At 44.8% G+C, this 23,175-nt stretch carries 18 protein-coding genes; 8 read left to right on the top strand and 10 right to left on the bottom strand.

The genetic code is table 11. From position 1 onward, the window contains the following. Nucleotides 1-72 precede the first annotated feature (72 nt). The gene (locus tag HY58_RS06760) at nt 73-2,805 is read left to right on the top strand and encodes a TonB-dependent receptor (RefSeq protein ID WP_072037592.1); all 2,733 of its coding nucleotides are present in this window, start codon (nt 73-75) and stop codon (nt 2,803-2,805) included. 42 nt (nt 2,806-2,847) lie between these two features. Further along, nucleotides 2,848-3,918 carry a fasciclin domain-containing protein gene (locus HY58_RS06755; RefSeq protein WP_039129551.1) on the top strand — a complete coding sequence of 357 codons (1,071 nt, stop codon included), beginning with the start codon at nt 2,848-2,850 and terminating at the stop codon, nt 3,916-3,918. 88 nt (nt 3,919-4,006) lie between these two features. Here the strand turns inward: HY58_RS06755 and ychF are convergent, their stop codons facing one another. Then, nucleotides 4,007-5,107, bottom strand: coding sequence for a redox-regulated ATPase YchF (gene ychF, locus HY58_RS06750; protein ID WP_039129549.1), 1,101 nt, complete (start codon nt 5,105-5,107; stop codon nt 4,007-4,009). Between the two features lie 94 nt (nt 5,108-5,201). On the opposite strand from ychF, the gene HY58_RS06745 reads away from it, so the two are divergent. Beyond that, on the top strand, nt 5,202-6,440 hold the full coding sequence (locus tag HY58_RS06745; protein ID WP_039129547.1) for a nucleoside recognition domain-containing protein: 1,239 nt from the start codon (nt 5,202-5,204) through the stop codon (nt 6,438-6,440). A 14-nt stretch (nt 6,441-6,454) separates the two neighbouring features. On the opposite strand, the gene HY58_RS06740 is transcribed toward HY58_RS06745, so the two are convergent. The 5 genes from HY58_RS06740 to HY58_RS06720 all read right to left on the bottom strand — a co-directional run bounded on the left by HY58_RS06740 (nt 6,455) and on the right by HY58_RS06720 (nt 12,202). After that, nucleotides 6,455-7,204 carry a DeoR/GlpR family DNA-binding transcription regulator gene (locus HY58_RS06740; RefSeq protein WP_039129546.1) on the bottom strand — a complete coding sequence of 250 codons (750 nt, stop codon included), beginning with the start codon at nt 7,202-7,204 and terminating at the stop codon, nt 6,455-6,457. Between the two features lie 163 nt (nt 7,205-7,367). Continuing rightward, nucleotides 7,368-8,558 (bottom strand): Na+/H+ antiporter NhaA, encoded by a 1,191-nt coding sequence (gene nhaA, locus HY58_RS06735; RefSeq protein WP_052323894.1) that lies wholly within the window; start codon nt 8,556-8,558, stop codon nt 7,368-7,370. Nucleotide 8,559: 1 nt separating this feature from the next. Next, a complete protein-coding gene (locus HY58_RS06730; protein ID WP_039129544.1) occupies nt 8,560-10,188 on the bottom strand; it encodes an OstA-like protein in 1,629 nt (542 codons plus the stop codon). Between the two features lie 4 nt (nt 10,189-10,192). Continuing rightward, entirely contained in the window at nt 10,193-11,194 is a 1,002-nt protein-coding gene (locus HY58_RS06725; RefSeq protein ID WP_039129542.1) for an MlaD family protein, read from the bottom strand. Between the two features lie 30 nt (nt 11,195-11,224). After that, nucleotides 11,225-12,202: an N-acetylmuramoyl-L-alanine amidase gene (locus HY58_RS06720; RefSeq protein WP_172644612.1), complete on the bottom strand. Its 978-nt coding sequence runs from the start codon at nt 12,200-12,202 to the stop codon at nt 11,225-11,227. A gap of 59 nt (nt 12,203-12,261) precedes the next feature. Between HY58_RS06720 and HY58_RS06715 the strand changes: the two genes are divergently transcribed. Next, nucleotides 12,262-14,943: a putative LPS assembly protein LptD gene (locus HY58_RS06715; RefSeq protein WP_039129539.1), complete on the top strand. Its 2,682-nt coding sequence runs from the start codon at nt 12,262-12,264 to the stop codon at nt 14,941-14,943. Here HY58_RS06715 and HY58_RS06710 read toward each other — a convergent pair. Continuing rightward, nucleotides 14,931-15,704 (bottom strand): 1-acyl-sn-glycerol-3-phosphate acyltransferase, encoded by a 774-nt coding sequence (locus tag HY58_RS06710; RefSeq protein WP_039129536.1) that lies wholly within the window; start codon nt 15,702-15,704, stop codon nt 14,931-14,933. The two genes, HY58_RS06715 and HY58_RS06710, sit on opposite strands and share 13 nt — an antisense overlap. Nucleotides 15,705-15,718: 14 nt before the next feature. Next, nucleotides 15,719-16,390, bottom strand: a complete 672-nt coding sequence (gene ung, locus HY58_RS06705) for a uracil-DNA glycosylase (protein ID WP_039129533.1) — start codon at nt 16,388-16,390, stop codon at nt 15,719-15,721. A gap of 77 nt (nt 16,391-16,467) precedes the next feature. Here ung and HY58_RS06700 point away from each other — a divergent pair, with 77 nt between their 5' ends. Together HY58_RS06700 and HY58_RS06695 are read left to right on the top strand one after the other, a co-directional pair. Continuing rightward, nucleotides 16,468-17,052: a DUF937 domain-containing protein gene (locus HY58_RS06700; protein ID WP_052323892.1), complete on the top strand. Its 585-nt coding sequence runs from the start codon at nt 16,468-16,470 to the stop codon at nt 17,050-17,052. 380 nt (nt 17,053-17,432) lie between these two features. Beyond that, on the top strand, nt 17,433-18,836 hold the full coding sequence (locus HY58_RS06695; protein ID WP_039129530.1) for a right-handed parallel beta-helix repeat-containing protein: 1,404 nt from the start codon (nt 17,433-17,435) through the stop codon (nt 18,834-18,836). Nucleotides 18,837-18,841: 5 nt separating this feature from the next. Here HY58_RS06695 and HY58_RS06690 read toward each other — a convergent pair whose 3' ends face one another. Further along, a complete protein-coding gene (locus HY58_RS06690) occupies nt 18,842-19,447 on the bottom strand; it encodes an alpha-ketoglutarate-dependent dioxygenase AlkB (RefSeq protein WP_039129528.1) in 606 nt (201 codons plus the stop codon). 122 nt (nt 19,448-19,569) lie between these two features. On the opposite strand from HY58_RS06690, the gene HY58_RS06685 reads away from it, so the two are divergent. Both HY58_RS06685 and HY58_RS06680 read left to right on the top strand, forming a co-directional pair. Further along, nucleotides 19,570-20,721, top strand: a complete 1,152-nt coding sequence (locus HY58_RS06685) for a glycoside hydrolase family 130 protein (RefSeq protein ID WP_039129527.1) — start codon at nt 19,570-19,572, stop codon at nt 20,719-20,721. Between the two features lie 18 nt (nt 20,722-20,739). Next, nucleotides 20,740-21,774 (top strand): PmoA family protein, encoded by a 1,035-nt coding sequence (locus HY58_RS06680; protein WP_039129525.1) that lies wholly within the window; start codon nt 20,740-20,742, stop codon nt 21,772-21,774. A 3-nt stretch (nt 21,775-21,777) separates the two neighbouring features. Here the strand turns inward: HY58_RS06680 and HY58_RS06675 are convergent, their stop codons facing one another. Beyond that, on the bottom strand, nt 21,778-23,172 hold the full coding sequence (locus HY58_RS06675; protein ID WP_039129524.1) for an efflux transporter outer membrane subunit: 1,395 nt from the start codon (nt 23,170-23,172) through the stop codon (nt 21,778-21,780). Nucleotides 23,173-23,175: the final 3 nt, after the last annotated feature.

The raw sequence follows: 23,175 nt of genomic DNA, 5'->3' as shown, positions 1-23,175 counted from the left end.
GCCCTAAAAAAATTTGCCGGATGCAATAAATCCTTATTTTGCCCCTAGATTAACACACCTAAAATGCTTGCTATGAGAAAAAGCTACAGCTATTTTGCGTCCCTGCTGTTGGCCCTATTCTTTTCGATTGCTGCTATTGCCCAAACTGTAACCATAACGGGTAATGTAAAAAACAGTTCGAACCAGGATGTGGTACCAGCCGTATCAGTAACCATCAAGGGAACCAGCTCCGGAACCTTTACTGACGACAAAGGGAACTTTACCCTCACTACCTCTCAAAAGCCTCCTTTCACTCTGGTATTTTCTTCCATTGGTTTTGAATCTCAGGAAGTAGTTGTGAATGATGGCGGACAGGTAGTAAACATCAGTTTTTCACCTTCTTCATCACTGGGAACGGAAGTGGTGGTATCTGCCAGCCGTGTTCCGGAGAGGATCCTGGAGTCGCCGGTTTCCATTGAGCGGGTGAGCAGCGCCGCTATACGCATCGCTCCTTCAGCTACTTATTATGATATTGTGGGAAGCTTAAAGGGTGTGGATGTTGTAACATCATCATTAACTTTTAAAACACCAACCACGCGTGGATTTGCGGGAAGCGGTAATACGCGTTTCAACCAGCTGGTTGATGGAATGGATAACCAGGCACCGGGACTTAACTTCTCTGTGGGTGCCATCATTGGTGTTTCAGAACTGGACGTTGACAACCTCGAACTCCTGCCAGGTGCTTCTTCTGCACTCTATGGTCCGGGGGGTATGAACGGAACCCTGTTGATGACCAGTAAGAATCCTTTTAAATATACAGGTCTTTCCTTCCAGGTTAAAGAGGGGATCATGAATACGGACAGCCGTTACCGTGATGCCTCCAGCTATCATAACTGGGCTGTACGCTGGGCAGAAAATATCAAAGACAAATTTGCCTATAAACTGAATATGGAATTTATCCAGGCAAAGGATTGGCTTGCTGCCGATAAGCGCAATTATGCCAACCGTGCCAGTGGAAATGGATTCATTATTCCGGGTACCCGGGAAACCGATCCCAACTATGATGGTATAAATGTATATGGTGATGAAACAACTGCCGATATACGTGCGGTATTACAAGGTGTAGCCGCACAGGCGCCATTCCTCGCACCGTATGTTTCTACCCTGCTAGGTTCGCCTATCAATGTTTCGCGCACGGGTTATAATGAAGAGGATATCATCGATCCAAACACGCTGAATTTTAAGCTCGGCGGTGCTTTCCATTATAAGCTTACAGAGAAAGTTGAGGCGATCGTTGCAGGAAACTGGGGTACGGGTAATTCGGTATATACCGGTAGCGACCGTTATTCTTTCCGCGATTTTAAAATGGGACAATATAAGGCGGAGCTTAAGCATGATAACTGGTACCTGCGTGCTTATACCACCCAGGAAAATGCCGGACAGTCTTATAATGCTACCGTTACTACCCGATTGCTGAATGAAGCATGGAAACCTACCATCACATTCGGACCTGATGGCAGGCCACAGCCACAGCAATCCGATTGGCTGGTGCAGTACACCCAGGCCTACCTTGCCTCCAAACTGGCAGGCGCTGATGAATTGGGTGCGCATACACGGGCAAGGTCAGTTGCGGATGTGGGTCGTCCGGAACCAGGATCAAAACAATTCAAAGAACTTTTTGATAAGATCCGGGGTATTTCTATCTCTGATGGCGGTGGTTTGTTCATTGAAAAATCAGATCTATACCAGGTGGAGGGACAGTACAATCTTTCACCTGTAACATCATCTTTAGCCGATATCCTGGTTGGTGCCAACTATAAGCAATATGTATTGAATTCAGAAGGCACCTTATTCACCGATTCACTCAGGCCAATTAAAATCTGGGAGATAGGTGCTTATATCCAGGCAACCCGCCGCTTTTTGGATGACAGGTTGAAATTCACCTTCTCCGGTCGGTATGACAAGAATCAGAATTTCGAAGGTAAGTTCACCCCAAGAGGTACTGTTGTGGTAACTGTTGCCAAGAACAACAATATCCGTTTCTCAGCACAAACTGCCTATCGTTTCCCATCAACCCAGCAGCAATGGATTGACCTTGCAATTGGTGGTGGTGTACAATTGATCGGTGGTGATGAAAGCTTCCAGGATTACTATGGATTCAAAGGTAACAGGCCTTTCAGCCTCAGCAATCCCAGTCAACTTCATGATTTTAAAACCTTCAAGCCTGAATCTGTTACTTCTTATGAACTTGGTTATAAAGGATTGCTGGGTGGTGGTAAATTGCTTATAGACATGTACGGATACTATGGACAGTATACAAATTTCCTGGCACGTACACTTGTTGGACAGACAACGGGAGCAAATACACGCTATTTCTCTGTTCCCATCAATATAGAAGAAGATGTAACTACATATGGTTTTGGTATCGGGTTTGACTATCGTTTTTACAGGTCTTACACTTTAAGTTCCAACCTTTCTTCTGATGTTCTTAAGGATGTCCCGGAAGGCTATATTTCTTTCTTCAATTCACCTAAATATCGTTTCAATGCATCTGTTTCTAATGCAGGTATCGGAAAAGATAAGCGTGTAGGCTTTATGGTTAGCTACAAGTGGCAGGATGCTTTCCATTATGAAGGTGATTTCGCCAATGGTGATATCAGCGCCATTCATACACTCGATGCACAGGTTAGTTACCGACTTCCAAAGATCAAGTCTGTTCTTAAACTCGGTGGTAATAATATCCTCAACCAGTATTATTTCAATGCGGTTGGTAACAGCTTTGTTGGTGGATTGTACTATGTGTCATTTGGATATAATATTTTCTAACTGATGATGGTACCGTATTTGTTGAAAATCAAATCAAGAAACATGTTTACATATATAAAGAAATTCACCGGCATGGCCCTGGTTGCGTTAACGCTCCTCAGCCAGACTGCCTGTAATAAAATTGAAGAGGCAGAACCTCTTGAACCGGCTAATCCATCGGGACAAACCATTCGCGAGATTGTTGATACTGATGCAAAGTATTCGCTCCTTAAACTTGGATTGACCAGGGCGGGATTGATGGATTTGCTGGGTAATAAATTAAGCAAGTTCACGCTCTTTGCACCCGATAATGAAGCCATGGCAAGGTCGGGCGTTTCTGAGGCAATGATCAATGGATTGCCCGTACCACAGCTAAGAGCTATCATGAGTTATCATGTAATTCCACAGGCATTACCTACAGCAGCTATTCCGGGTTTACCTGCACCAAATGTGCAGATGCCAACTTTGTTGCAGCCGCTGGCTACACAGCCGCTGTTCAAGATGAGTACCTTCCCTTCAAAAAGGGCAACAGGCGCTTATGTTAATAATGTACCCGTAACAGCGGTAGATCGTTTAGCTGCCAATGGTGTAATCCATGATGTTTATGGCGTAGTGCTGCCTCCTTCAACTACCATGAAGGGATTGATTGCTGCTGATCCGCAGTTGTCATTTCTGCGTGCAGCCATAGCCCGCGCAGATTCCGGATCTGTGGGATTAAGCAAAATCGATTCACTGCTTAATTATGCTTTCCCGAATATTACACTTTTTGCTCCCACCGATGATGCTTTCAAAGCATTACTTACTTTCCTGAAATTACCTGCTGACCCCGCAGTATTTGCAATGTTGCCGGTTCGGACGGTCAGGGGAATTGTTGCCTACCATGTTCTTGCTATCAATGGGGTTCCTGCACAGCGGATATTCCAGGCGAATATGGAAAGCCGTACTTACGAAACATTGATCGGGCCAACACCAATGCCTCCGGTAACAATTGATGCCAGCTTTCCTTTTGCTAAAACGGTAAAAGGCAATGTAAATCCAACACCATCAAAAATTGATTTCGCCACATCTGACAAGCATGCTGTGAATGGGGTGTTGCATAAAATCGACCAGGTGTTGTTGCCGCAAATGCCCTAGTGGAGGGATGGAGAGATGGAGGGATGGAGAGATCACGTATGAAAAGAGTTATAATAAAAATGCTACCAGGAAGCTGGTAGCATTTTTATTAAACATTAAACCTGAAATGCATCACATCCCCATCCTTCACCAGGTATTCTTTTCCTTCGATGCGTAGCCTTCCTGCATCGCGACAGGCAGATTCAGATCCGTACTGAACATAATCTTCATAAGCGATCACTTCTGCCTTGATAAATCCTTTCTCAAAATCAGTATGGATCACACTGGCCGCCTGTGGGGCTTTCCAGCCCTCCTGGATGGTCCAGGCCCTTACTTCCTGCACACCCGCCGTGAAATAGGTTTGCAGTCTCAGTAATTTGTAAACTGAGCGGATCAGCTTATTCAATGCAGGCTCGGTCATTTTATATTCATCCATAAAAAGCGCGCGGTCATCAAGGTCTTCCAGTTCCGCGATCTGCTGCTCAATGCTGTTGTTCATGATGATCACATCCGCACCTTCAACAGCAACAGCAGCTTTCAACGCCTCTGAATATTTATTACCCGTATGCATAGACGCTTCATCAACATTGGCAACATAGAGCACCGGCTTTTCTGTAAGCAAAAAGAGATCAGCAATTGCTGTACGATCTTCTTTACTGAGATTCAGCTCCCTGATATTCTTTCCTGATTCAAGATGCGCATAACAGGTTTTTAATACTTCCAGTTCGGCCTTGATCTTTGCATCGCCGGTGCGGATCAGTTTCTCTGTACGCTGTAATTTCTTCTCCACACTCTCGATATCCTTCAACTGTAATTCTGTATCAATAATTCCTTTATCATTAACAGGGTTGATCGGACCTTCATCTCTTAAAATATTCTCATCCTCAAAACAACGGATCACATGTACGATGGCATCCACCTCACGGATATTTGCCAGGAATTTATTTCCAAGTCCTTCGCCTTTGCTGGCACCTTTTACCAGTCCCGCAATATCAACCAACTCGATCTGTGTTGGCACCGTTCTGTTGGGCTTCACCAGTTCAGCCAGCTTATCGATACGCTCATCCGGAACATCCACCAATCCAACATTGGGTTCTATTGTACAAAACCGGTAGTTGCTTGCCTGCGCTTTAGCGCTGATGCTAACTGCATTGAATAAGGTTGATTTACCCACATTTGGTAATCCTACTATACCTGCTTGTAAGCCCATGTATTGATTTATTTGAGATGTATTTCTTTCTGTTTCGGGCCGCAAAGATAGATAGATTCCTTATTTTCCCGAATCGTTTCTTCAATTCATTAATATGGCGCTGAATATTGTCTGGATAGCCTTTTTTGTGATTGCGTTTATTGTTGCCCTGGTTAAGCTCATTGCCTTTGGTGATGTGGAGATCTTCAAGAAACTGGCGGATGGCATTTTTGATTCAGCAAAATCATCTGTTCTTGATGTGGCTTTTCCGCTCACGGGTACCATGGTTTTCTTCCTTGGACTATTAAATATCGCGGAGAAGGCGGGGGCGGTGAATGTGCTTGCGAAGCTGCTAAACCCGCTGATGAAGCGCATCTTCCCCGAGGTTCCGGATAAGCACCCGGCCATGGGACAAATGGTGATGAATTTTTCCGCCAACCTCCTGGGGCTAGATAATGCGGCAACTCCCTTTGGACTCAAAGCAATGGAAAGCCTGCAGACCCTTAACCCCGAAAAAGAAAGGGCTACCAATGCGCAGATCATGTTCCTGGTGCTACATACCTCCGGACTCACCCTTATACCCCTCACCATTATAGCCTACCGTATTTCTGCGGGGAGTGTTGCCCCCGCCTCCATATTTATCCCCTGCGTGATAGGAACCCTGATGACCACCCTGGCCAGTGTAATTGTGGTGAGCATCTGGCAGAAGATCAAGTGGGACATTGTATTATTGGGATGGGTGCTGGCAGCGCTGGCAGCCGTGGGCGTGATGCTTTTCTATGTGAACAGTTTGTCGCCCGAATCAAAAGAAGTGTTTTCAAAGATCGTGGGTAATATGCTGCTCTTTGTGATTGTGGTGAGTTTTATAATAGGAGGGGCCTGGAAAAAAGTGGCGGTGTTCGATGCCTTTATTGAAGGGGCTAAAAATGGTTTTGATGTTGTGCTTAAGATCATTCCCTACCTGGTAGGTATGCTGGTGGGTATCAGGGTATTCCGCGATTCAGGAGCTCTTGATTATGTGATCAATGCTTTTGCCTGGGTCATCTCAGCCCTTGGATTTGATACTTCTTTTGTGCCGGCGCTTCCGGTGGCTATCATGAAACCTTTCAGCGGTAGTGGCGCGCGGGGATTGATGCTGGATATCTTCAAAAATCCGGAGCTGGGACCTGATTCCTTCCCCGGACTGGCGGCTAGTATATTCCAGGGTTCGGCCGATACCACCTTTTATATCATCGCTCTTTATTTTGGAAGTGTGGGTATAAAGCGGGTGCGTTATTCAATCTGGGCTGGAATGATCGCCGATTTTATCGGGGTGATCGCGGCCATCATAATCGCCTATATATTTTTCAAATAGACAGGTTTATCATCTTATAATACCTGTATACCGGCTTCCAGGTATGGTTGCATGGATGGGTGGGAGGCATCCAGTTCAGTCACAAGAATATCTACATCGGCAAGGTCACAGATATGGAGCGGCTGGAAGCTGTTCATTTTTTCAGCGATGGTGAGGCAGACCAGTTTCTGGGAGGCTTCGATCATAGCTCTTTTGATCATCACCACATCCCAGTCGTTATCGGTTACTCCATGTTGAAGATCAATGGCATTTACTCCCAGGAAGCAAAGGTCGGCTTTGATGCGCCTGATCTGGTTGATGGCTTCCGCACCCACTGTTATGCGTGAGTTTTTAGAAACCTTATCCCCTATTACCACAACATCTATACTGGGATGCTTCATATACTCCAGCACCGTGGGTATGCTGCCGCAGATAAAAGTGGCTTTTAAGCCGGGTGGGAGGGCCCTGGCAAGTTCCAGGATAGTAGTGCCACCACTGGTAAGTACAAACATGCCATCCTTAATGAGGCTGGCTGCTTTCCTGGCAATGATGGCCTTGTTTGCCTGTGAATAAACCGTGCTGGGCATGAAGTTCACCTGGCTGAAGGAGTGCGATAATGCTCCTCCATGTACTTTGATAAGTTTACCCTGGTCAGATAGCTCCTGTAAGTCGCGGCGCATGGTATCTTCCGACACCCCCATTTCCTTACAAAGCTCGGTTGACAGGATCTTATTATGCAGATTGATCTTATGCAGTATTATGGCCTGGCGCTCTCGTTTTAACATAAACTCTGTTGCTAATGAAAAATCAATACATCTGAATAACGCATATACCTGATGAAACTTGCAAAGCGGTGAATTAGCAGTTATCAATAATGTTGGATAAATCTAGTATAAACTACAGTAATTCCACCATTTCTGTTGCATGATTTTGCGGGTAGAGTTTATTTTATGCCGAGGATTTTTTTATCTGCTTTGATCCACGGTAAAGTAATAGCAAACCGAGAATGATCGAAACGATTGCGCCAATGAGAATAGCCAGTTTAGCAATATTCTGTTGGTTCAGGTCATTGAATGCGAGCATCGTAATAAAGATCGACATGGTAAATCCGATTCCTGCCAGGGCTCCCATCCCAATTAGTTGGGTCCAGTTGGTACCCCCCGGCATCTCACCCAATTTAGACTGGATGGTAGCCCAGGAAAAAATGGTGATTCCCAGGGGTTTACCCAGAACAAGTCCGGCCAGTACCCCCCAGCTCAAAGTAGTGCCAAGTGCTGCCCCCATATTATCAGGAAGAATAATGGCGGTATTGGCAAGTGCAAAAAGCGGAAGGATGATAAAATTCACGGGGTCGTGAAGATTATGTTCATAGTCGCCCAGTTTTTCAAGCGGTACCAAAAAAGCGATGAGTACGCCCGCGATTGTTGCATGGATACCACTGTTAAAGATGCAGTACCAGAGCAGTATGCCACCAAATACTATGATCCACCACCGGTAATAACGGAACCTGTGAATTATCCAGATGATGGCCAGTACAGCTGCGGCAACCAAAAGCCAGGTCCAGCTGATATCTCCTCCATAAAATACAGCAATTACCAGAATGGCTCCCAGGTCATCAATAATGGCCAGTGCCATCAAAAATATCTTAAGGGTTACCGGTACACGAGCACCAAGCAGGGAGGCCACTCCAAGTGAAAAGGCAATATCAGTTGCCATAGGAATTCCCCATCCGGCCTGGTGTGTTGTACCGGCATTGAGCGCAATGTAAATAAATGCCGGAACCACCATTCCCCCTAATGCTGCCGCTATGGGGAGGGCGGCTTTTTTTACTGAAGAAAGTTCACCGATGAGTAGCTCCCGCTTAATTTCCATCCCTACCAGAAAAAAGAAAAGCGCCATCAATGCATCATTGATCCAGTGCAAAATTGAATGGGGGAGATGAAGCCAGGAAGGAAAATGAAATTCCGTTTCAATAAGTTGAATATAGTTTTCACTCACAGAACTGTTCGCCAGAATCAAAGACAGGATGGTGCAGGCCAGTAAAGTGATTCCAACTGCCCGGCTGTCTTTGATGAATTCCTGGATAGGAGAGATGAGTTGCTTGCGGATGATGTTTCTTAAAGTAGGTATCACTTCCATACTATTGTTCAGTTACAGGATCTTCGAATAGCTCAAATTTAGTCTTTGGCCTTCGATTATCACGCCATTGAAAACTTCTTAACCTCATTTCATCATGATTTACCTGCCTGAATGGTGACATCGTACCGGTTACTTCGCTGCGGAAAACAACCCGGTTCAACTCCTGGTTACTGAAGAACATATCAATGATATCAGCAGTGGCGCGGTTAACGCCAACATAGGCGCTGTCTTCATCCTGTGCATAGTAGATACTCTCCGATGAACCCTTTGCCCGCATATAATCAATGGCTCCATCTACAAAATATCCGTTGATGGTATTTCCCCTTAACTGGTTATAATAATTTAACCCTGTTTTATTGATCAGCATCCCATTATCAAATACCTGGATGCGCTCTGCTTTTTTGTTCCGTGTATATAACAGCATAGTGTCACCGGTTACCTGGCTTCCACTGGCCCAGGCAATAGGTTCATGAAATAACCTGAACACAGAATCCACTCCTGAATAGAACATGCTGTCGCATACGGCCTGTAGTGAATCAGAGAATATTCTCACCTTATGCCAGGCCTGGAAATAACGGTTACGGTTAGTTGTATCACCTGCATCAAGTACCACCGTTTGTTTTAATGTATCCTGTAAATATGTTTTTTCATAGTTCGCCTTATCCGTTAGCCGACCTGTAAATAGCGTATCTGCCGTTATATAAATAGAATCCTTTTCCTGCATGATGATCATCACCGGTCGCATAGTGGCCAGCATGGTATTCTTCTTGCTGTTGGCCTGCAGGTCATTTGCCAGTATCGCGATACCCTGTGCCGAATCACGGAACACGGCATTACCCCTCGCGAAGCTCTCACCCGTTACATCATCAAATCCCACTTCATCTCCAATAACCGTGGTACTGCCATCTTTTATAACTGGCCTGCTTCCGAATTTTGCATTCTTGTTTTTGAGATCATAATATCCTTCCGAAGTAACTATATCCCTTCTGCCGGAATCGGCCCTTATATGTGTTTTGGTAACAAAGGTGGCGATCTGTGAATCGGTATTATATAAGAGTGAATCGGTATCTAGATCATATTGCGGATCGCGCATCTTCACATTCTTTTTGAAATACACATCATTCATGTCGCCATAATAAGTGGCTTCTTCACTGGTAAGTACCGTATTGCCACTTACCACCTTACCTCCCTTAGTATATGTACCGATCTTTGAATCAGTATTATACTCCAGCTCATTGGTGGTAAGCACACCCTTTCCATCGGTGAGCTTTACATTTTTTTTCAGGTAGGCAACTTTCCTGTCTGAATAATAGATAAGATACTGGCTATAGGTATGAATGCTGTCGGCATCATTGATATGTACATTACCGAAAGCTTCTACGATATTATTCTTGCGGTCGATGACGGCGCTGTCGCAGTAAAATTTTGTATCATCCTGCTGAAGGAATACATTGCCCGCCAGCATCTGCAATTCTGTGAGGGAATCTTTTTTTTCGTAACGGAGCCGGTCCGCTTTTTTGATCTGTACAACCTGCGTGGTATCATTGGGAGGCAGAGTTGTAATCTGGGACGCTGCCGCAATTGGCAACATAACCATCACGATCCACAGCAGCCTTATGGTAAAGCTCATTTTATTATGGCTTGGGTGCGTTTAAAGATACGGAATCCACTTCCAGTGGGGCTGTGAGGGGAGTGCTTTTGTCTTTCCTGCCAAACACGGAAACATTGATATAACGCTTGGGATGCATGCGGATATCATCCAGTAATATATTCATGCTCCTTGTTGTATTCTCCAGGTTATTATACAATTTCTTATCATTCAGCAAAAGGCCGAGTGATCCATCGGTTGCATTTGCCTTGGCAACAACGGCATTCAGACCATTAACGGTTTTCTGCAGTTCTGCCACTGTTTCCTCCAGTTGTACATTGGCAAGTTTGCCGGTAGCTTTCTCTACATTGGTAAGCGTTCCGTTGATCTTGTCATTATTGGCGGCCAGGTTAGAAGTGATGGTATTCACATTATCCAGCGATCGGTTCAGTGAACTGTTCTGCGCTGAGATCATCCTATTCATTGCATTGGAAGCAGCAGATAAATTGGCAACGATCTTATGGAAATTATTTTTGGTAGCCGGATCAAAATAAGTGCCGGCAACCTGAATGAGTGAATCAAGTGATTGCAGGGTGCCATCAAGGGTTTGAATGGTGGGATTAATATTTGCCGTGATCTCATCCAGCATACCCTTTTTAATAACGGTATTGATGGTGTCGCCATCCTGCAGATACTGAACTGCATTTCCCGGCTCAATGATCATGGAAGCAGTGCCCATGATATCGGCACTGATATAGGTAACTGAATTTGAAGGGATGTTTACATCGCGGCTAAGGTTGATGGTCACTACAATACCATCATTGATGTTTTTAGTACGCTCTTTAATATCATAAACCCTTCCCACCTGGAGGCCATTAAGATAAACGGCGTTTGAGTTGAGCAGCCCGGTTACCTTGGGGAAAACAGCGTATAGTTTATCGTTCTTGTCAAAAAGATTTTTTCCTTTTAAGAAGTTGAAGCCAAGTACCAGAAATGCGATTGCCACAATAGCCAGGATCCCGATCTTGGTTTCGTTAGAAATTTTCATGCGAATAGCGTTAAGTTCAAAGGTATACAATTATTGGGCCCTGGTAGTAGCCGAAGTGGCTCTTGGTGTTTCAAGCTCCTGCTTATACCTTCTGAATGCAGTCAGGATATTCTGAACTACTTCCTGCTGGCCCTCATCGCTCACAAGATACTCTTCCTCTTCCTTATTAGAGATGAATCCTGTTTCCACCAGTATGCTGGGCATTCCGGTTGCCTGGAGAACCCAGATACCTTTGTGGTTTCTTTGTTTAACACCAAAGCTCTTCCTGCCTTGCTTGGCAAACTCTTCTTCCACCAGTTGCGCCAGCAGGGCAGAGTTGCGAAAGAAATACTTCGTATATAACTGTGCCCTGATCCTTGCTTCAGGTGAATTCAGGTCGAGTATATTATTGGGGTCATCAACCGGCTCATCTTCACCGCCTTCCTGGCTGTCTTTGATAAATTCACTTTTCGCATCACTACGGTCGGCTGCCCATATATAGGTTTCCGTTCCTATACGGGTATTCTTAACATAGTAAGATTCATAAATTGGTTGCTTAATTGTTTTCTTTCTTCTGCGCTTACCCGTACCCGTATAAACAACCTTGTTCTTATATCCCACGATCTTTTTTGCATACCATCCTCCGGCTTTTTGTCCGGCGGCATTAAGGTGAATGCTGATAAACAGATCGCCTTTCGCTTCATTGGCCATCTCTGCCCTCACACGGTTGGCAACATTGGGATCGGTTACTCCCCTTGGTAGTTTATCATCTGTTCTGGTATAAATAAATTTGGTATCCGGGAACTCTCTTTCCAATTCTTTACCCAGCTTCAGCGCAATGGAAAGTGCTACTTCTGCTTCGGTTGAAATAAGTCCCCTCGCACCCGGATCACGTCCTCCATGGCCGGCATCAATGATCACCGTGCGCAGCGCGTTCCGTGTGCTCGTCTGTGCCTGCATGCTTTGTGAAAAGATTAGCAGAGCTGCCGCAGCAACAGATATTAAGAGATATGTCTTGATCCTTTTCATCATAAGATATTCTTTGATTAATGGGTACCGAATCCCTATTTTTGCCCCCATTCAATAATATGAATAACGGCGGCAAATTTAGTTTAAAATACAGTTCGATCGGGCTTTTTACGCTGCTACTTTGCACTTTAACGCTCCATTCCTCCGCGAATTATTTTGATTCGCAGAAATTTTACGATAATATCCTGCAAGCCAGGCCAGATACGATTCCTGTAAAGCGTGATACCACGCCTGTTATCAAGACGGATTCTTCCCTTAAAACTATTCAGCAGGTCGATACATTAAATGTTAAAATTTCAAAAGACTCTCTTGACGGACCTGTTTCCTATTCCGCCTCCGATTCTATGGTGCTTGATGTGGCAACAAAAAAGATAACACTTTACAACAGCGCCACCACCAAATACAAAGACCTTGATCTTACTGCTTATAAAATCGAACTCGACCAGGAAGCGCAGATTGTAGTTGCTACATATTCCAAAGATTCTCTCGGTTCTATGGTGGGAAAGCCCCATTTTATCCAGGGTGAAAGTAATATGGATGCCGACTCCATCACCTACAATTTCAAGACCCAGAAAGGTATCACCAAAAGCACGTTCACCCAGCAGGGAGAAATGTTTGTTTATGGCGAAAGAATTAAGAAAGTTAATGTTTCTGACTTCTATGCCCTTCGGGGTCGTTTCACCACCTGTAACCTCGATACTCCCCATTTCGCATTCCGCACCAAGAAGCTCAAACTGGTAAACCAGAAGCTCGCCGTTAGTGGACCAATCCACCCTGAATTTGAAGGGGTGCCTGTACCGGTATATATCCCCTTCGGATTCTTTCCGCTATCGCAGGGAAGGCATTCCGGTATCATCGCTCCCCAGTTTACCGCCAACCAGCAATTTGGGGTGGGACTGGAACAGTTCGGTTATTACAAAGTATTGAACGATTATTTTGATATAATGTTTCGTGGTGATGTGTATTCATATGGGGGATGGCGTGCCGCGCTGAGCCCCACCTACCGGAAACGCTATCGCTACTCGGGTCGGATGAACCTCTCCTTTCAGAATACCCGTATTCTGAGCAATGATGCCAAGAAAGAATTTGATGTAAACAGGAGTTTCAATTTCCAGTGGAGCCATGCAGTTGATGCCAAGGCAAGGCCGGGAACCAATTTCCAGGCAAGCGTTAATGCCGGCTCTACACAGTATAACCAGTTCTCTTCTGTTAACCCTACCATCAATTTTCAGAACCAGCTCTATTCAACTATTTCCTATAGTAAGAACTGGGATAATAAATATATCCTTAACCTCAACGCGGGTCATAACCAGAACTCCCGGACCCGCGAAGTGCAGGTGAGATTACCGGATGGATCTTTCACCATCAATAACTTTTATCCCTTCCAGCCAAAAGAGTTTGTAGGTGAATCGAAGTGGTACCAGAAACTTGGACTTGGACTCAACTCACAATTCAGGAACCAGGTATCTTTTTATGATAGTGCCTTTTCATTCACCCAGCTGATTGATACACTTCAATGGGGCGCTCAGCATAATGTACCCATCACCCTGGCACTGCCATCACTGGGACCAATCAATATTGCACCGGGAATGAGTTATACCGAGCGCTGGTATGCGCAGGAATTTACCAGGAGCTGGAACAATGTTACCGAGCGTGTGGATACTTCTATCAGCAAAGGATTTTATTCAGCGCGCGATATTGCTTTCAGTCTCTCCCTGAATACTGCACTCTTCGGAACCTTCGACCGCTTTGGCAAGAACAGTAAGGTAAGAGCTATCAGGCATGTGGTGAGGCCATCGGTCAGCGCGAGCTACAAGCCCGATCTGAATGGCAAGGATTATTATTATACACAGGTAGATACCTCAGGCCGTGTGCTTCCATTCAGTAAATATGCAGGGAGTTTATATGGTCCATTTGGACAGGGAGAATTCGGGGGATTGAGTTTCACCTTCGATAACAACCTCGAAATGAAAACCCGTTCTAAAAAGGATACAACCGAAGGCGGTATTCGTAAGGTGAGATTACTGGAAGGATTCGGCTTTTCAGGAAGCTTTAACTTCCTTGCCGATTCATTCCGTCTTTCACCCCTGAGTATATACGCGAGGAGTACCTTGTTTGAAAAGGTTAATATCACTGCTTCTGCGAGCATGGACCCCTATAAAATCGATCAGCGTGGCTACCGCATTAATGAATATGCATGGTCGGGCGGTGAAAAGTCATTGGGAAGACTTACCTCTGGTAATATTGCGATCTCTACCTCCTTCACCAGCAAGAAAGCTGAAGAGGCTAAGCAGGTGCAGGATGAGCTGGCCAGCGCAGAAATGCCCATCACCCTTGAGGAGCAGCAGGCGCAATTAAATTATATAAGAAATAACCCGGCAGAATTTGCCGACTTTAATATACCATGGTCGGTGAATCTTTCCTATTCACTCAGCTTTAGCAGAACAGTGAAAAGAGATTATTCCGGGTTTGAAACACAGGTTAATTCAAGTGTGAATGTGAGTGGTGATTTTAATCTTACCCCCAAATGGAAAATGGGCGCCAACACTTTTTATGATTTCAAGAACGCTTCCATCCAGCAGCTAACGATGTTCCTTAGCCGCGAATTACATTGCTGGCAACTTGGTATCAATATTACGCCGGTTGGATTGTACCGTTCCTTTAATATCACCATCAATCCCAAATCAGGTATCCTCCGTGATCTTAAGATCAACAGAACCCGTTACTTTTACACGCAATAATTCCCACTTCCATCCCTCCATCTCTCCATCCCTCCATAATGCTCCCACATCACCTTAAACGCCTTATCCCTTAACGTGTCCACCGTATCTGATTCCCCAACTTCAATGGGTTTAAGGAAATCAATTCGTAATGGGTGGGGCAGGAGGTAAAATGATTTGTTATGTGGCATCACCTTTTTGGTGTTGAATATAACACCCGGTATGATTGCTTTCCTTGTATCAATTGCCAGCCGGAAAGCGCCGTCGTGAAATGCTTTCAAAGGTTCATTTGATTTATTCCGGGTGCCTTCGGGGTAGATACACATGTGAAGGCCCATCTCAAGCACCTTGCGCATTTTCATATAGCTTTCCTTTCGGCTTTTATCATTCTTACGATCTACCAGCACACTACCCATTTTATAAACGATGCCAAATATGGGCGTCTTTGCCAACTCGGCTTTTGCTATGGTTTTATTTCCACCCGGAATAGCAGGTGAGGAAACGGGAACATCCATGAGGGCATTGTGATTGCAGACCACGATATAGTTTTGCCCGGGGGCAAAATTTTCCTTACCTCTTACCGTTAGGGGGCAGAGGATCAATCGCAGGTAAACGGCCATCCATATACGCGAATAGAGTATGAAACGGTGGGTTCGTTTTGGTTCCTCCAGCGGCATACAGAAAATGGCAACAGGAATAAGAAAAATGATCATAGTGATCACGAAAATGATGATGGCCCAAACTGCCCATATCCGGCCGAAGATCTCTTTTACCCATTTCATAGCGCGAAAGTAAATCACAATGACCAATCTATTGGGTCAATACCATTCCTGACCAGGTATTCATTGGTACGAGAAAAATGTTTGCAACCAAAAAATCCTGCATGTGCACTCAGTGGTGATGGATGTGCTGCCTTTAAAACCAGGTGTTTTGTTTCGTCAATCAAAACCTGTTTCTCCTGAGCAAACTTTCCCCATAATAAAAATACAACATGCTCTTTCTGGTCACTGATATGCCGGATCACCGCATTGGTGAAATCCATCCACCCGATCTTCTGGTGACTGGCGGGTTCATTGGCCCTCACTGTTAGTACGGCATTGAGTAAAAGCACACCTCTTTCCGCCCATTTTTCGAGGTTTCCATGTTTGGGAATAGGCAGGCCGAGATCAGCGGCAAGTTCTTTATAAATATTCTGCAGAGAGGGTGGAGGGGCTATGCCATCGGGAACAGAAAAGCTGAGTCCATGGGCTTGTCCGGGATTGTGATAAGGATCCTGCCCTATTATCACCACCTTAACCAATTCAAAAGGTGTTTTATCAAAGGCGTTGAATATTTGCGAACCCGGCGGGTAAATATGTTTACCTCCCATCTTTTCCATTTTGAGATGGGTAACTACCTGCTGGAAATATGTTTTAGGGAATTCGGATTTTAATGCTTCCTTCCAGCCGGGCTCCATTTTAACGTCCATTAAATTTGTTTTAATAGTTCAACAACTCCTCTTTACTGTGGAAATGAATGTATCTTTTGAGCCTAAATTTATTGAACATGATTGAGAACCTGATAAACCTTGTTAAGCAATATGCGGGCGATGCTATTATTAACAATCCCGACATTCCGAATGAGCGCAATGAAGAGGCCGTTCAGGAAACAGCAGCTTCCATTGAAAATGGCCTGCAGGGCGTACTTGCGCAGGGCGGTGTGAAAGATCTGCTTAGTATGTTCACCGGCCGTACCGGTGTTACCAATGATAATCCGGTTGTGCAGAATATTTCCGGCGGACTGATGGATACCATGATGCAGAAGTTTGGGCTCGACCGCGGAAAGGCCGGGGGCCTGGTAGGTAGCCTGTTGCCAGTTATACTCGGCCAGTTGGTGAACCGCACCAAGGACCCTAATGATAACGGATTCAATATCCAGGATATCTTCAACGGACTAAGCGGCGGTAAAACTTCCGGTATGGATATATCGGGTTTGGCGGGCAAAATGATGCAGGGTGGACTCGATAAGGACGGTGACGGTGATGTAGACCTGCAGGACCTGATGGGGATGTTTTCAGGTGGGGGTAACAATGCCAGTACAAAGCAGGGTAACAATCCGCTTGATGCATTGAAAGGAATGTTCGGACAGTAATCTCTATAGCAGATAAGTATAACGGCCCGGGTCACACGATCGGGCCGTTTTTTTATTTGCCTCGGTGGCTATAATACTTGCCGTTGGTGTGGAGATGTCAGTGGAAACACTTATGAGTTTTCGCATTATCCTTATCGCTATAATTTCTACGCTCATTTTATTGCGATTTCGAATTTGCAATAATGCTTATATCATTGCTGGTGGCGCATTGCTGGGGTATATACTCCACATTTTTAATATATAAAAAAAGGTCTGATTTTCACTATTTAGAATTGTGGAAAACTAAATCTGAAATTTAATCTTATCGAGGGCAATTTATAGGAATTGGAATCCGTTTGCTATCCTGAACCATTAGTAGCAAAATCCAATTCCAATTTCTGATGAAATACCTAGTAATAGCATTTCTATTCTTGTCGTGCACCAAACAGGTTACCAAAACAACTGAAACCAAAGAACCGGTTAGTCCTGTTAATCCTCAACTTCCAGTTTATTATATCAGCGCCGATGGCAACACCACCAATAGTGGAAGAACCCCTGATAAACCATGGTCAATAAGTAGAGCCAACAACCACGATTTTTCTGCAGGTGATATACTTGAGATAAATGGTAAGATCGATGAAGTGCTTTACATCGGTAGAGAAGATGCCGGTGAAACAGGAGCACCTCTTACCATCCAGGGTTCCGGAACATTGAAAGGGATAGACCTTTACAATACAGAAAATATAACAATTAAGCAGCTGCGATTTGTAGGAGAAGGAATCATGATTCACCAGGATCAGCAGAGTAAGGAATACCTGTCTAATTTTATTGTTGATAGTGTTGAGTCATCAGAAGCCATGTGGGGACTTAAGATCCATACTTCCGGTAAGGGATTTGAAAATGTTTCTATCACCAATTCTGTTTTTCATCATAACCGTCATTCAGGAATCTATACCATTGGTAACTGGCCGGAGATCAATCACAGGAATATCCATATTAAAAATGTAATTGCACACCACAATAGTGGAACTGGTGAAACAAATACTGGTCATGGTATTGTGGTTGCCGGATTCAATGGTGGTGTTATTGAGTATTCAGAGGCTTATGAGAATGGATCAAATGGCGATGCCAATATCGGTATCTGGGCCTTTGATGCCATTGACATTACTATTCAATATTGCAAATCACATCATAACAGATCTAAAAAAGTAGATGGAGGCGGATTTGATCTTGATGGTGGAGCCCAGCAATGTGTTATTCAATATTGCCAATCATGGGAAAATGATGGAGAAGGTTTTCTGCTGTTTGATTATGGCGGACCAAACCCTACAAAAAACAATACCTTCCAGTATAATATTTCCTATAACGATGCACGTAAGAATACCAACTATGGTGGATTTACACTTGGAGGTGTGAATCCGGTTTATAATACCAGGCTGTATAATAATACTGTTTATATCAGTAAAGGTGCTGGTGTAAATAATGGAGCGTTGACTTTTATTTATGGTGCAGCTATGAAAGGCCTTGAAGTAAAGAATAATATTTTCTATGCCGACGGACTAGGAATAACTGCCTATTATGATTCGCCGGCAACAATGGAACTGGCCAACAATTTATATTACTCAACTAAAGCCATATCCCTTGCCGGATTGGTGGGAGATCCATTATTCAGTGAAAATCTTTACCTGACCCAGTCATCTCCTGCGGTAAACAAAGGCATTGAGCTGGATGGCTTACCTAAGAAAGACATCTACAATAATGCCATCACTAACCAGCGTGATATTGGTGCGATAGAATCACATTAATATGCTTACTGATCTATCATATGCCTGAAGGTGAGGTTGATCCTCGCCTCGGTTACCCGGGTAGATTTTGGTAAGGAATGTTGCCAATGAGTTTGTGTAGTTCCTTTCATCAATAAGAGGCTTCCATGTTCCAGCATTACAGATATTGATTCCTTTGAGAGCCTGTGCCGGAAACTGAACTTTCGCTCGGCCCCGAAACTTAAAGAGGCAATGGCAGATGCTGGTGTAATTGATTTTTCATTATCACTATGCCATCCCATTCCTTCGCCACCATGGTGGTAAAGATTTAACAGGCAGGCATTGAACTGTTCGCCGGTAATTTGCTCTGTGAGATTCTTCAGGGCTATAAGTTCCGGCGTAAAAGCCAATGCCTCTTTGGTTGAATGAGAATAAGTATAGGCAAATGGCTTCTCCCCATACCAGGCAACTTTCCTGCTGGTAATGATTTTTTTGCCGAAGATGATATTGATATCATTTCGCCAATCAATGGTGGATAATAGAACCTGCATATATTCTGCAGCCTCGGGGCCATTCATTACATTTCCATAGTATAGCACTTCTCCATCAAATGGCAGGAGATTGGCAGGTGCAGCGTTATTGCAATCATTCATTTAATGGTGGTTTAAAAACAAAACAACCAGGCAGGTAATTCGTTGACTAAGATCATGCGTTCTTGTACGTAAAACTTTAATAACGTACCTTTTAGACCCTGATTCATTTTCAAAAGCCTGCCATGAACTGTAAAGGAATATATTTATTCGGAATTGTTCTCAACCTGATCACCATCCCATCTATTGCGCAGCAGGATGCTATTGGAAGATTGCCCGAATGGGCCTTTGGTGGTTTTAAAAGACCGGAGAAGGTGAACCCGGTCATTTCCCCTGACAGCAATACCCGCTTTAAAGATCCGATTATCGGAAAGCAGGTCGATTGGGAATCCAACGATACATTCAATCCGGGTGCTGTTGTAAAAGATGGTAAGGTGTATGTGCTGTACCGGGCGGAGGACAAATCGGGTATCGGCATCGGGTTTCGCACCTCTCGCCTCGGACTTGCTGAAAGTACTGATGGCATTGCGTTCACAAGGAGGCCGTCGCCCGTATTATACCCAGGCAAAGATGATCAGCAGAAATACGAGTGGCCCGGTGGGGTAGAGGATCCACGGGTAGCAGTAACCGAAGACGGCACCTATGTTGTTTTTTATACGCAGTGGAACCGCGAACTACCCAGGCTGGGTGTGGCTACCTCCCGCGACCTGGTGAACTGGACCAAGCACGGACCTATTTTTGAAACAGCACATGGCGGTAAATTCAATAAGATTGCACATAAATCTGCATCTATCATTACACGCCTTCAGGACGATAAACAGGTAGTTGCAAAGATCAACGGGAAGTATTGGCTCTATTGGGGGGAACTGGGGGTGTTTGCCGCCACCTCCACCAACCTGGTGGACTGGGAGCCGGTGCTGGGAGCGGACGGTGAACCATTAGCGCTTATATCGCCCCGTAAGGGATATTTTGACAGTGACCTGACCGAATGCGGCCCACCAGCTATTATCACCAAAGATGGGATTCTCTTACTCTACAATGGTAAGAACAATCCCACCCAGGGCGATCCGCGCTTTACGCCCAATTCCTATTGCGGCGGGCAGGTTTTGTTTGATGCCAATGATCCGTTAAAGCCGATCGGAAGGCTTGACCTTCCTTTCTTCAGACCCATGGAACCATTTGAGAAAAGCGGCCAGTACGTGCAGGGAACTGTTTTCATGGAGGGACTGGTTTATTTCAAAAAGATGTGGTTTCTTTATTATGGCTGCGCCGATTCTGAAGTTGCCGTTGCCATTTACGATCCCGCAAAGCCTGCTCTTCCAGATCCTATAGACTGACCATAAAACTAAAAATGTATGAGAAAGATACTGGTTAGCCTCCTGTTGTTTTCGAGCGTTTCATTATATGCACAGGAGAAGGAAAAGGGGTTCGAGTTTATTGACCGTCCGGTTGATAAACGGGTAGACCTTTTTTACAAGGATGTATTGATCACTTCGTATCGATATGATGATTCTGTGCGAAAGCCATTTCTTTACCCGCTGAATACCCTGGATGGCATCACTATTACGCGTGGTTTTCCGCTCGAACCAAGGCCCGGCGACCGTACCGATCACCCGCACCAGGTTGGCATGTGGATGAATTATGAATCAGTGAACGGATATGATTTCTGGAATAATTCAACGGCTATAGAGCCTTCAAAAAGGGATAAATATGGAACAATCCTCCATGAGAATATTATCGATAAAACGGGTGGACTCACGGATGCGAGCCTCGTGATCAGTGCTAAATGGATGAGTCCGGATGGACGCCAACTGCTCGATGAAAAAACCAGTTACCAGTTCAGGATTGAGAATAATGACCTCCTGATTGAACGTTCCACCATGTTAACCGCGCAAAAGGAAAAAGTCTATTTCCGAGATGTTAAAGATGGATTTTTTGCAATCCGTTTAGCGCGTGAGCTGGAAATGCCTTCAACAGAAAAAAGTGATTACATAGGCAAGGATGGAAAGATCAGTAAAGAGCCGGTGCTTCCGGCGGGTGGACTAACAGGCATGTATACCAGCAGTGAAGGGCTACAGGGTGATTCTGTTTGGGGTACCCGTGCCCGTTGGGTGATGATGCAGGGAAAGAAAGATGGTAAAGATGTTACTGTGGCCATATTTGATCACCCTTCCAATATATATTATCCCTCTTACTGGCATGCACGCGGCTACGGACTTTTTTCCGTTAATCCGCTTGGTCCGGAAGTGTTCAGCAAGGGAGCAGAGAAACTGGATATGAAGCTGGAACCCGGACAAGCGGCTCATTTCCGTTACCGTGTTTTCATAGGCTCGGGAAGGAAGCATAGTGCTGATGAGATCAATGCTTATGCAACCGAGTTTAGTGAATAAGTTTTAGTTCTTCCATCCGCCTCCCAGGGAGCGGTAAAGATTTACGCCGCTCTGCAATTGCTGGAGCCGGTCATTTACCTTGCCCAACTCTGCCAACAAAAGGCTTTGTCTTGCATTGATGATCTCTATATAATTGGCAAATCCATTCTGTAGCAACTCTTCGGAGAAGTCCACAGATTTCTGTAATGCATCCATCTGTAAAGTCCTTATAGAAATCTTCTCCCCGGCATTTTCATAAAGAGATATTGCATCAGAAACTTCACGGCCTGCATTCAGCAACGTATTCCTGAAACCAAGCAAGGCCTCCTGTTGCTGGGAGCGCGCCACTTCAAGCCTGGTTCGGTTTAGGCGGCGGTTAAAAATGGGCTGCAGAATTCCTGCACCGATGCTTGCAGCAAAGGATGCGGGATCAAGAAAATCTGCAAGCGCTAAAGACGATAATCCGGCCGAAGCATTTATAGTTAAGCTGGGATAAAAAAAACTGCGCGCCACATTGGTCATTTCAAAATAGTAACGGAAGTTCAACTCTGCCTGCTGAACATCAGGCCTGTTCACCAATAACTGGGCCGGCACACCTGTTTGTAAAGCTGCCACCATCTGTTGCGATTGCAAACTGCTTCTTTCAATTGCCCCTGGTGCTCTTCCCAATAAAATACTCAAAGCATTTTCTGTTTCTCTGATACTTTGTTTGAGGTCGGGAATAGTGACCTCGGCTGCATAACGCTGTGCTTCACTCTGAACAACGGCCGCTTCCGTAACACTGGCAGCCTCCTTAAGCGCACGCATGGTTTGAACCGTTGTATCCCAGTTGATAACGGTTTGACGGGTAATGGCAAGCTGCTCATCTAATGCCAGCAACAGGTAATAATAATTGGCAATATCTGCCACAAGCCTTGTTTGTATTGCCTTTGAAGCCATTTCTGTTTGCAGGAGGGATGCCAGGCTGGCCTTCCGACTGCTCCTCAGCTTACCCCAGATATCTGCTTCCCAATCTGAGGTTACTCCTAATACAAATTGCGTTGCACTGGTACGTATTCCGAAACCCTGCGCTTCTGATAATTTCGATTCTGTAAAGCTGGCATTGGCATTGAGAGATGGAAGGAACGCTGCCTTGCTCTGGCTGTAATAACTCTGTGATTGCTGAATTCTCATCATGGCCATCTGCAGGTCGAGATTATTCGAAATGCCGGAGTCAATATATGCCTGCAGAATGGGGTCGGTGAAAAATTCATTTCTGCTGATGCTTGCAATATTGGAAGAATCAGTCTGCTGCTGATCTCTGTATTGATCAAAAGGCAGTGACTCTTGAGCAGTATACGGTTCAGTTACCTTACAGGAAACAAAAAGTAAACTGCCGGTGACAATCAGAAAAATATATTGTGAGATCTTTTTATTCATATC

Origin of the sequence: Flavihumibacter sp. ZG627, assembly GCF_000814325.1 — a bacterium.
Lineage (GTDB): Bacteria > Bacteroidota > Bacteroidia > Chitinophagales > Chitinophagaceae > Flavihumibacter.
The sequence above is the reverse complement of the archived record's forward strand: the minus strand, read 5'-3'. Positions and strand labels throughout refer to the sequence as shown.